The organism is Protofrankia sp. Cj5 (assembly GCF_917627405.1).
GTDB lineage: Bacteria > Actinomycetota > Actinomycetes > Frankiales > Frankiaceae > Protofrankia.
In genome coordinates this window covers 1-12,070 of record NZ_CAKJTO010000063.1, presented here as the reverse complement: position 1 = coordinate 12,070, position 12,070 = coordinate 1, and the positions used below count along the sequence as shown (strand labels likewise).

Annotated in this window: 5 protein-coding genes; 2 read left to right on the top strand and 3 right to left on the bottom strand. The window is 69.0% G+C overall.

Translation table 11 applies throughout. The annotated features are described in order from the left end of the window. The 3 genes from MJ777_RS14580 to MJ777_RS14570 form a co-directional block, all read right to left on the bottom strand. A partial coding sequence (locus MJ777_RS14580) for a toll/interleukin-1 receptor domain-containing protein (RefSeq protein WP_239376791.1) occupies positions 1–2,199 on the bottom strand: 2,199 nt, incomplete at its 3' end. Between the two features lie 173 nt (positions 2,200–2,372). After that, positions 2,373–6,578 carry a TIR domain-containing protein gene (locus tag MJ777_RS14575; RefSeq protein ID WP_239376789.1) on the bottom strand — a complete coding sequence of 1,402 codons (4,206 nt, stop codon included), beginning with the start codon at positions 6,576–6,578 and terminating at the stop codon, positions 2,373–2,375. A 492-nt stretch (positions 6,579–7,070) separates the two neighbouring features. Next, positions 7,071–8,426, bottom strand: a complete 1,356-nt coding sequence (locus tag MJ777_RS14570) for a helix-turn-helix domain-containing protein (RefSeq protein WP_239376787.1) — start codon at positions 8,424–8,426, stop codon at positions 7,071–7,073. A 278-nt stretch (positions 8,427–8,704) separates the two neighbouring features. Here MJ777_RS14570 and MJ777_RS14565 point away from each other — a divergent pair, with 278 nt between their 5' ends. Then, positions 8,705–9,178: a TIR domain-containing protein gene (locus MJ777_RS14565; protein ID WP_239376785.1), complete on the top strand. Its 474-nt coding sequence runs from the start codon at positions 8,705–8,707 to the stop codon at positions 9,176–9,178. After that, the coding region (locus tag MJ777_RS14560; protein WP_239376783.1) for an NACHT domain-containing NTPase at positions 9,175–12,070 on the top strand (2,896 nt) is incomplete at its 3' end. The genes MJ777_RS14565 and MJ777_RS14560, both read left to right, overlap by 4 nt.

Below are 12,070 nucleotides of genomic sequence, written 5' to 3'. Positions count from 1 at the left end.
GGCGGCGGCCAGGGCCTGGGCGAGGGCCAGTCCGCGCTGGTCGGGGGGCAGGTGGGGGGCCAGCCCGACCAACGCCCGCACCCGGGCGTCCGGCCAGCCGATGGTGATGGCGGCGCTCAGCGCCTGAGCGAGAACCGGCCCACGCTGGTCAGGGGGCAGATGGGACGCCAACCCGGCCACTGCCTCCGCCCGGCCAGCCGGATCCGGTATGGCCTGGGCGTAGGCGAGAGCACGGGCCGGGGGCCACAACCCAGTATCGACGAGCCGGACCAGCAGCGGCGGGGGGATGTTCGCGGCCAGACTGGTGATCGAGCCGAAGAGCAGCGCGTAGCCGACCTGCCGACCAAGCCCCCGGGGATCATCCGCGGGATACCGGGTCCGGGCATCCTGCCAGGCGGCACGAACATCGGCCAGATAGTCACCCGTGCTGCCCTGGCTCTCGTGGGCGACATACCAGACGCTCTCCGCCCGGCCATCACAGGTGGGACGTTCCGCGGCCAAGAGCGCATCGACCGTCTCCGGCTCACCCGCGGCCAGCAGATGCACGATCAACGCTGACATACCGTAACGATCCACGGCGTCGAACCCCAGACGGCCCCCCAAGGCGGGCAGAGCGGTATCCAGACCACCCCACCGGGACAGGAAACACCGGGCCAGCACGCCATGAACCTGCTCACGCTGCTCAGCAAGCAGCGTCGCACGAGCGTAGTCAAACAGCAGGTCATGCAGGGTGAACGTGTCGCTGGCGGGGTCGATCTGCACAAGGCTGTGCCGACCAAGCCTGCTCAGCAGATCCTCGGCATCCAGCTCATCAAGGCCACTTGTGGCCTGCCACAGCAGGACCGCCACCGCCACCGGCACCGGCCCGCGGCCCTCGAAGACCACCAGCTCCCGGAACCGGTCCGCGTCCGGCTCGCCGAGCGCCGCGACAGAGGCCTCCAGCGCGGCGAGCAGACCCTGGGGATAGTCGGAGAGCCGGCTCACGAACCAGGCAAGATCAGCACGGCGGAGCCGTGCCGTGACCACGGCCCACCGCCGGCCCTCAGCAACCATGCCTCCCATCACGGCGAGGGCCAGCACCAGACCGCCGCACCGGCGGACGATCTCGTCGGCCTCCTCGGGCAGGCCGGTAACCTCGCACCCGGCGTAGCGGGCCAGCACCCGGCGCGCCATCTCGTTGTTGACCTGTTCGAGCCGATAGTCCTTGTTGTCGGCGAACAGGACCTCCCGGTCACGGGTGGTTACCAGCAGACGGCTTCCCGCCGGCACCGGCAACCCCGCCAGCACCTCACGATCCCAGACGTTGTCCGCCACGATCAGGCACACTGCCCCCGCCAGCACCTCCCGTAGCCGCGCCGTCCCCACCCGCACGTCCACGACCGGCTCGGGGAAACCGAACGCGGCCAGGACCTGCGCCTGAAGGACGGCCAGGTCCGGACGCGGGGTGACCTCGACCCACACAATCCCGTCCGGGAACGCCGCCCGGACCCCATCGTCGTGCACCAGCGCACGGGCCAGCGTTGACTTGCCCGCGCCTCCCATCCCCACGATCCCGACGACCGGGCCGGTTGAGCGGCCGGTCAGCAGCGCGCGTACGCCGGCAACGTCGCTATCCCGGGGCACGAACCGTGACGGCAGTTCGGGCAGCAGCTCCTCCGGCGGACGCAGCCGGCTCACCACCGCCGGTGACGGCCCACCCGGGAACGCCACCGGTCGGGGTATCGCGCGCAGGCCCGGCGGGAACGGCGGAGCGCTGGCCGGTTTCGCCCGGCCACCGGACACCGCCCGCCGGGCGGCATCACGAAGGATCATCCGGGCCGCGTCCTCACCGATCCCCATCAGGTCGACGCCCACAACCTGGCGCAGCAGCCCCGGCCGGTCGCAGGCAGCGACCCGCGCCACCAGCAGTTTCCGGTCCTGCCCGGCGGGGTCAGCCACCCATGCCGCCTGCCACTCCGCCGTTTCGTACACCGACCGGGCATAGTCGTCGGAGAGCACCGCGATCGTGCGCGTCGCCCGGGACACCCCACTCTGCATCCCGACGACCCAGTTCGTGCCTGGGACGAAATCCCACGCCTGGATCAGGAGCCGGAAACCGTCCTCCTCCAACACCCACGCGATCCACTCCGCCCACGCCCGGTCAGACTGCGTGTACGAGACGAAGAAATCCCAGCCATCCACTGCATCCCCGTAACCCACCGCGCCAGCATCCCACTCCAGCCCATATAGACCCAGACCAGCCCACAGCCGGCACCATGACACTGTGGGGGATCCATCGGGACACCGTGACCAGGCACGCCGTGCTCACCGGACGCGTCGCGCCCCGCCGCCGCATAGTGCTTCTCCGGTTTCCACCGTCGCTCGTGGTTGTGTCAACACGTGCGCCGGTAGGCGATGTCGCCGGGCACGAAGTGGTTCCATTCTTCGGCCGACAGGCCGGCGCCGGCCGCGTCGCACGCCCAAACGTGGATATGGCCACTGAGAGTTGATATTCCTGCTATCTCGTAGACTCGTAGCCGTCCCCCGCCACTGCCGCTGATCGTGCTGATGGTGATGAGGGTGCGCCCGTCTGGGCTGAACGTCACCCCGGTCAGATACTGGTCGTCGTCAACACTGGCAATCCGCGTCGGCGCCCGCGGGTCGGTGAGGTCATAGACCCGCAACCGACCCCCACCACCGCTGCTGATGCTGATACTGGTGGTGGTGGTGGTGAGGGTGTGACCGTCCGGACTGAACGCGACCGCGGTGAGGTGCTGGTCGTCGTCAATACTGGCAATCCGCACCGGCGCCCGCGGGCTGGCGAGATCATAAACCCGCAACCGACCACCACCGCTGTCGCTGTTGCTGGTGGTGGTGAGGGTGTGCCTGTCTGGGCTGAACGCGACCGCGGTGAGGTGCTGGTCGTCGTCAATACTGGCAATCCGCACCGGCGCCCGCGGATTGGCGAGATCATAAACCCGCAACCGACCACCACCGCTACCGCTGTTGCTGATGGTGGTGAGGGTGTGCCTGTCTGGGCTGAACGCGACCGCGGTCAGGTACTGGTCGTCGTCGACACTGGCAATCCGCGTCGGCGCCCGCGGGTCGGTGAGGTCATAGACTCGCAACCGACCCCCACCACTGCTGTTACTGGTGGTGGTGAGGGTGTGGCCGTCCGGGCTGAACGCGACCGCGGTGGGGTGCTGGTCGTCGTCAATGCTGGCGATACGCGCCGGGGCCCGCGGGTCGGTGAGGTCATAAACTCGCAGCCCTCCGCCGCTGATGCTGGTGGCGGTGGTGAGGGTATGGCTGTCTGGGCTGAACGCGACCGCGGTCAGGTACTGGTCGTCGTCAACGCTGGCAATCCGCGCCGAGAGCCGTGGGTCGGTGAGATCATAGACTCGCAACCGACCCCCACCATTGATACCGCTGATGCTGCTGGTGGTGGTGAGGGTATGGCTGTCCGGGCTGAACGCGACCGCGGTGAGGTACTGGTCGTCGTCAACACTGGCAATCCGCACCGGCGCCCGCGGGCTGGTGAGATCATAGACCCGCAACCGGCCCCCACCACGGCTGTTACTGGTGGTAGTGGTGGTGAGGGTATGGCCGTCCGGGCTGAACGCCACCCCGGTCAGATACTGGTCGTCGTCGACACTGGCAATCCGCACCGGCGCCCGCGGGCTGATGAGATCATAGACCCGCAACCGGCCCCCACCATTACTGTTACTGGTGATGCTGGTAAGGGTATGGCCGTCTGAGCTGAACGCGACCGCGGTGGGGCTCTGGTCGTCGTCAATACTGGCAATCCGCGTCGGCGCCCGCGGGCTGATGAGGTCATAGACCCGCAACCGGCCCCCACCACTGCTGTTACTGGTGGCGGTGGTGAGGGTATGGCTGTCCGGACTGAACGCAACCGCGGTGAGGTGCTGGTCGTCGTCAATACTGGCAATCCGCGTCGGCGCCCGCGGATTGGTGAGGTCATAGACCCGCAACCGACCCCCACCACTGATGCTGGTGGCGGTGGTGAGGGTATGACCGTCCGGACTGAACGCCACCCCGGTCAGGTACTGATCATCGTCAATACTGGCAATCCGCGCCGGAGCCCGCGGATTGGTGAGGTCATAAACCCGCAACCGGCCCCCACCATTGATGCCGCTGATACCGCTGGTGGTGGTGAGGGTATGGCCGTCCGGGCTGAAGGCGACCGCGGTGGGGCTCAGGTCGTCGTCGACACTGGCAATCCGCGCCGGCGCCCGCGGGTCGGTAAGGTCATAGACCCGCAACCGACCACCGCCACTACTGTTGCTAATAGTGGTGAGGGTATGGCCAGCTGAGCTGAACGCGACCGCGGTGAGGTACTGGTCGTCGTCGACACTGGCAATCCGCGCCGGCGCCCGCGGGTCGGTGAGATCATAAACCCGCAACCGGCCCCCACCACTGCTATTGCTAATAGTGGTGAGGGTATGGCCGTCCGGGCTGAACGCGACCGCGGTGAGGTGCTGGTCGTCCTCGATACTGGCGATCCATGGGGTGGCGACGAGCATGGCGGCGAGGCTGGCGCGGGTCTCGAACGTGGAGGCGAGGTGTTCCGCGGCAAGATTGAGTTTGAGAGCCTGGGCAGGATCACTGCCGCGGAGCTGCTCTGCCTGGACAAGGAGCCCCCGGGCAGTAGCGAGCCGCTGCTGCCGCAGTGCTTCCTGGCGTTGCGCGCGAGTGGTCACCCATTCGACCGTCGCGGTGGCACCCCCCGCTGTCACCAGCAGTACAAAAGCGGTCAGCAGCGCGATGGCGCGACGGCGGCGGCGTACGCCATGGCGATGGCTGGCTGTGAGAAACGCCTGGGTAGTAGAGGTGAGGGTATCGGGGGTGAGGGTGCGCGCGGCGGTGGCCGCCCGGTTCAGTTCCCACAGATAGTCGGCGGGCCGGCCGTGCTGCTCCCATGTCTCGGCGGCCTCAGCGGTGGTGGTCTGGAGCCGTAGGGTATCCGCGGCTGCGATGGCGCCGGCTAGGGGTGGCCAGGCAGTCAGGAGCTGCTCATGGGCGATATCCATGACCGGCCGGCGCCCGGTGCCATCCCCGGGGATGGGACCGGTGTCGTCGGTGATGGTGAGCAGCCGGCGGGCGACGAACACCTCCATCTCCGTCCGGAGCACCGCAGGCAGGTCGGCCAGGGCGACCCGACGGCGGGCAACCTGGCCGTGTCTATCAACGATGACCAGGCGTAGCAGCCCATCCAGTACCGCGGCCGGCTCCCGGCCGCTGGCAGCGGCGGCCTCGGCCAGAGCGGTGTTGGCCTGACCGGCCAGGGCTCCCTGGACGCCGCCGAGACGGTCATACTCGGCTGCCGACAGATGCCCGCCCCGAGACACGGTCTCAGCGAGCCGGCCCAGGACGAACGCCAGCAGCGGCAGGGCCTGCCCGCTGCCGGTGTCGGTGACCATCCGGGCTACCAGTTCCTCGTCCACGCTGATCCCGGCGCGGCGGGCCGGGCCGGTGATGACCAGCCCCAGCATGTCCCGGGCCAGGGGGGCGACCAGGAACGACGCGACCGGGAGGTGGGTGTCGGCGGCCAGGGTGGCCAGCGGGTCAAGGAACTCCGAGCGGATGGTGGCCAAGGCGCGGACCGGACCGCCAGTGGCTTCCAGCAGCAGCCCGGCGAACCGGCGCTGCTGTGCTGGGGGGCTGTGGGTCAGCAGTTCCTCTGCCTGATCGATGGTGAGGAGGAGGCGGCGGGCTCCGGCCGCGGCCAGGAGATCCGCGACCAGGCGGGTCAGCCCGCCCGGCCGGTCTACGGTGTCGATGACGGTACTGGCGGTCCAGTCCAGGCCCCGGGCCCGCCCGGCAACGGCCAGGAGCCGGACCAGCTCAGCGACCGGATCGGCTGCGGGTATCAGCGGGGCCAGGACAAGCCAGTCGGGATCCGCGGCCAGGATCGGTACCAGCCCAGCCCGGACCAGGGAGGACTTTCCGCATCCCGAGGGGCCGACCACGGCCAGCAGACCACTGCCATGGCGGCCGGTGGGGACACGGAGCCGGTCGGCGAGGGCGCGGCTGTCGGCACTGCGGCCGAAGAACACCCGCGCCTGCCCGGTGGTGAATGCTGCCAGACCTGGGTAGACGACCGACGGTGTGCTGGTGGTTTCACCTGTTCCGTCCAGGCGCCGTAATGCCTCGATCAGCGCATTCCGGGCGGTGGTTCCGTCGCTGTCGAGGATTGTCCACTGGGTGTCGGTGGATATCAGCCGGTAGGCCACGGCTGGTTCAGCCTGTACTGGCAGCATTCGTCGCCAGCTGGCTCGTCGGCCGCTCGGGCATAGTGTGGTTCGCACCGGCAGGATCCGCAGCCCATGTGCGAGTGCAATCCCAACCTCCGCCGCGCACCATGGCGACCGGGTGAACCCTGTGGTGACCAGCGCGACCAGAGCGTCAGCCGCGTACAGTTCGTCAAACAGCCGCTGGACCCAGGCATCCCCGACGACTATTCCGCGCTCCAGATCATAGCTGAGGAACACATCATGCCCGGCCTGGCACAGCCAGTCCGTGACGCGCCTTGCGACGCCCAGATCCTCACTGGCATGACTGATGAACACCCGCGCCATCGCGCCTCACCCCCGTAGCGGCACGCAGCTGACCAATCCATCCGATGCCGGCATGCTACCTTCTGCCAGGATTGTCAGCGGACTTCACCGACCGCAATCCACCATTACCCAGGTCCGGCAGACTGACGGTGGATGTGTCGGGGCGAAAGTCGAAAGCCGGCCGGCCGGCGTGAGCCGGACAGTCCTATTGCCGGAGCATCTTAGATGCCCAACAGAATGGCCACCGATCTGGCCGAACACGCAGGTCACAGCTTCAACACGCCCCGAAATCAACGAATGGCCATGCTGACGGGCTTCCGCAGCAGGCCCTGACAGGGCCCTCGGGGTCCAGGGCGCATGGGCCGGCGCAACGCAACAGAGGCTCTGAAGCACTCTGAAGCACTCGACCTTCAGAGCTGACTTCCGAGCTCCTTGTGCCTGCGGCGGAGTATCGAGCCCGTCGGACCGCTGTCGGGCCTCGCGGGCAGGCCAGCCGCCTTGATCAGACCATGCCTAGGTGGACCGGAAGTAGCGGCGTTTGGGGTCGCGCGGGCCAGTACCGACCTCGCGGATGAGGCCGCGGCCGATCAGTCTGATAAGCCTGGTCCTGGTAGCGCGCGTGGACAGATCGATGGCAGCGGCGATCTCGCCGGTGGAAGCGCCGTCGGCCGTGATGGCATCGATGATCGCCTGGTCCTTGACGTCCAGCATCGGCGACTCGACGGATTGCGTCCACAGGGTCACGCGGAAGCGGGTGCCGATCTCCTCCAGGCCCGGAGGTGGAAGGCCCGCCTCACGACAGGCCGCGGTCATGCGCTGGATCCCGCTGCCCCACTGCTCGATGAGTCCCAGCGAGTTGAAGACTCGACCGATGACCCGGTTGCGAAGTTTGGACACGCCGCGGCGGATGTCCTCGACGGTCAGGCCGAACTGCAGCAGACCCGGGTTCTCCACCTCAAGCCGGTCATCGAAGATCGCGATGCGGATGGGCGCCCCGCGCTGCCGATAGTCCGCATGCGCTACCGCGTTGACCACCGCCTCCCGTACCGCCACGGGCGGCAGGTTCCACCGGTCGGTACGCCGGATCGCACCGATGTCGAGACCGTGCAGGCTGTGCTTGCGCACGAAGCCGACCGCCTCCTCGACGGAACGCACCAGGTTCGCGCGGATCTCCAGATGATCGACGATCTGGGACTTGTCGAGGCCCCGGAAACGTCCGGCCTGGATCCAGGCATCAGGGAACAACCGACCACGGTCCTGGTCACAGCCGAACAACAGCAGACCTCCGACAGTCGGCACGAGGCGCCCCTGATGGGTCGACACCAGCCGCAGGGTCTCCAGGTCCTCCGGCCGTAGCTTCCTGACGTCCGCGAACGCACCGGCCGCCGTCTGGAAGTCAACCGCCTCCGAGCCAAGCTCGGGCAGTGCCTGCTCGTCGTACGCCTCACCACGGACGTAACGGCGCAGCTCCTCGATCAGGTCCGGATCGGCCCGCCGGTTAGTCGAGCCGACCCGGACATAGACGCCGCTCTCCGGACCCTCCTGGGCCAGGCGATACGGCCGCGACGAGCCGGGAAACACCTCGACGGCCACCACCTGAGTTCCACGCCAGGAGACGATCTCGATGTCGGGAACCAGCCGGGGAGCAATCGCGTCACTGATCAGGTTCGCCAGCCGCTCCTCAAGGTCGAGCGGCTCCGGGACACCTCGGACGCTGCGGGTGCCGTCTTCAACGCCAACCAGCAGAATGCCGCCAGCCGTGTTGGCGAATGCGACGAGACTACGCAGGACGCCCCGAGGGGACGAGAGGTCACGTTTGAACTCGAGCGTCTTGCCTTCGCTCCGGGCCAGGAGATCCGACAGATCCACAAACTCGGAAGTCTACTCTGAAGTCTGGGAGCCGGGTGGCGTGGCGTTCCTGGGCGTTCAATGCTTGACCGCCTCGACGGCGGTGGAGTCCCGGCGGCTGGCCGCAGCTGGTGGAGTCGCTGCGGGCCATGTCCACGTCCACGTCCACGGCGTCGCTCGTGGCACCCGATATGGCGGGCTCCCAGAACTCATCAGGTGACCAGGTCGATCGTCCTCGCTCATCGTTAGGCTATCGTGAATCCATCGGGAAATACGGGAAATGCAGAGAAGGGCTCTTGATGGCTGGGGTGGTTGCGGCTTCGCTGTTCGTGAGCTGGGCGCATGACGACAAGGCCGCGAAGGAGAGGCTGCTGGCCGGCTTGGCGTTCGACGCGCTGAGCGGGGTGCGGCTGACCCGGTGGGAGGACTCGGACCTGCTGCTCGGCGCGGACTGGCACGAGGAGATCCTGACCCGGCTGGCCGCCTGCGACTACGGGCTGCTGCTGGTAAGCCCGAAATTCTTGGCGAGCAGCTACATCCAGGATACGGAGCTTCCGCGACTGCTGGGGCCGGGCAGAGGCAAGGCGATGCCGGTGATGTTGAAGCAGGTGCCGCTGGAAGGGTCGTTCGACCTGCGCGGGCTGGCCGCGCGGCAGATCTTCACCGATGCCGGTGGCCGCGCCTTCACCCAGACCGCGGGCCCGAACCGGGAGCGGTTCGTGGTGGATCTCGCGGGTCAGATCCGCCGCCGTGTGTTGGCCGACGCCGCATGATCACACGGCTGCCGCGCCAGGCGGTGCTGCGGTACATCGACCGGCTGGCCGACGACCTCACACCACGGCAGGTGCAGCGGCTGCGGGGCTTGGCCGATCTGATCGACGGTGACGGCCGGATCCCGATGACGGACGCGCTGGCCGTGGCGACCCCCGGCGGCGACGACACGAAGGCCCAGGACGCGTTCCGGAAGTTCCGCGCGGCGTTCGACACCGCGGCGGACGCGGCAGGAGTCCAGGTACGGCTGGTCAGCGACCAGCGCAAGGCGCCGCCCCGAGACCGGGTGTGCTGGTTCGAAGGCGAGGACCTCACCGGCGACGAGCTGGCCGCCCGGTCCCGGCGGGAGGCCAGCCGGCGCGGCGACGAGGAAACGGTGACCGCGACGGTCACCGAGGTGCTGCCTGCGGCGACACCCGACGCTGGGCACGGCGGGGTCGTCGTCCATGGGGTCGTCGTCCATGTGGAGATCGCGCGGAAGGCCCGCGAACCGATCCGGCGGCGCGAGCGGGAATTCGTCGAGCTGTTGAGTGAGCAGGCGTCCGCGGGTCCGGGCTACCGGGTCACCAGCGTCCTCGAGCCGCTGCTCGGCGCCGACGTGGAAAGCGAGCGGCGCCGGCTGCGGGAAGCGGCCGACCTGGTGGTGGAGCTCGACAGCACCGCGGCGAGCCGGGACACCTACCCGGGTGCGACCACCCGCCGGCCCCTCCGGCTGGCGCTGGAAGGCGTGGCCCGCGGCGCCGGACCCGCCGGTGAGATCGTGCACGAGGCGCGCCGGCCGTTCAGCCAGCAGGCGAACCGTAACGCCCGCGTCGCGTTCGTGCACCGGACGCTCGATCTGATCGCCGAACGGCTCCGAGAACCGGCCACCACCCCCGGACCGCTCGCCATGCGGCTCGAGCTGGACACATGGGTCAGGGGCGTGGCTGGCCGGCGCTTCCTCCGGGAGGAGCCCGTGACCTCGCAGGCCAAGGAGACCTCGCTGGCCTCCGCCGCCCTGACGGAACCGGCGGCGCGGCGCCTCAGCGAACCGCTGCCAGCGGTCGACCGGCTCGTCACCTGGGCAACCGCAGCGTCACCGAACGCGCAGCATCTGTGCGCGCTGCTCGGTGACGTCGGCATGGGCAAGACGACCACCGCCCAGTTGTTCACCCTGGCACTGCTGGACCGCCGCGAGCACGACTCGTCGGTGCCGCTCCCGATCCTGTTCGACCTGCGTGACCTCCCGGCACAGGTGGTTCGCGAGACGACCGGGGTGAAGAAGATCCTCCAGGCGCTGCTGGCGGCCGGAGACCTCGGGCGGGTTCCGACGGTCGAAGAGGTCCTCGACCTCGTCGCCAGCGGCAACTGTGTACTGATCTTCGACGGGCTCGACGAGGTCCTCGTGCACCTCGAACCGCACGCCGGCCAGGTGTTCACCCGCACGTTGTGGCGGGCCACCGAGGAGCTCTGGCGCTCCCAGCCGGCCGGCGCGCGGGCGAACCGGCCGAGCAAGCTGCTGCTGTCGTGCCGGACCCACTACTTCCGCTCGATCCGCGACGAGACCAACCACTTCACCGGCCAACACCGCGACGGCCCCACCAGCACCGACTACCTGGCGCTGCTCATGCTCCCCTTCGGCGAAGAGCAGATCCGGGCCTATCTGGAGGCCAATGTCCCGGGCGCGGACGTCGACCGGCTGCTGGACCTGATCGGCAGCGTGCACAACCTGCGCGAGATCGCCGAACGGCCCCTGACCCTGCGGATGATCGCAGACCAGTTGGAAACCGTCGAACAGGCGAAGCTCGCCGGGCGCACCGTCCGCGCCGTCGATCTCTACGCCTCGTTCGTGCGGCAGTGGCTCGAACGCGACGACGGCAAGCACTGCCTGCTCCCGGAGCACAAACAACTGCTGATGGAACACCTCGCCGCGCAGCTGTGGCGCACCGGGCGCACATCGTGGGACGTCGCCGACGTCGAACAGTGGATGTTGGAGTTCCTCGCCGGTCGGCCGGAGCTGGAGCTGCACTACCCGGCGCGGGCACCCGACCTGTGGAAAGAAGACCTCCGCACCGCAACGTTCCTCGTGCGCCGCGACGACGACACCTTCGGGTTCGCGCACACCTCCCTGCGCGAGTACTTCCTCGCCCGCTACCTCGACCGGGCGCTGGAACTGCCACCTGAGCGGTCACGCGCACGCTGGCAGCTGCCGGTCCCCAGCCCCGAGACCCTGGACTTCCTCGGCCAGCTCCTCGCCGGCCACGACAACCGGCGGCGGACGCAATGTACGGCCGCGCTCGCGGCGATCGTGACGCGGCTCCCGGACGGCCGCGCCGACGCCGCGGCGGTGCTCGCCTTCGCCTACAGCCTGACCGCCGCCCGCGCCGGCCACCCCGACCACACACCGGCCAGCCGCGTCCTGGCCGGCGCGAACCTGGCCGGCTGGCGCATCGACGCCGGCACCCACCGCCTCGACCTCCGCGGAGCCTCATTTGCCGGCGCCGACCTCACCGCCACCGTCATCGGCAATGTCGATCTCTCCCACGCCGACCTGACAGCCGCGACCCTGACCCGCGCTGAGATCCTCGACAGCACCCTGCGGCACGCCGATCTCCAACACGCCGACCTCACCGGGACCATCTTCCGCAGCTGTGATCTGAGCGCCGCCCGCTGGACCGGCTCCACCGCCCACCGCACCCAGGCACTCCTGTGTACCCGCCCCCCGAACACCCGCCGAGCCGGCTGGCTCATGGCACCGGCCAGGACCCCCCGCCCCACCCACGCCCAGCTCACCTCCTTCACCGGCCACAGCGACGCGGTGTGGAGTGGGGCGTGGAGCCCAGACGGATCACAGATCCTGACCACCAGCGCCGACCGGACGGCGCGGATCTGGGACGCCGCATCCGGCCAGGAAC

Excerpts from the sequence above, each read along its gene's own strand:
- MJ777_RS14565 (WP_239376785.1), top strand. The coding sequence starts at position 8,705 with ATGGCTGGGGTGGTTGCGGCTTCGCTGTTCGTGAGCTGGGCGCATGAC.
- MJ777_RS14575 (WP_239376789.1), bottom strand. The coding sequence starts at position 6,578 with ATGGCGCGGGTGTTCATCAGTCATGCCAGTGAGGATCTGGGCGTCGCA.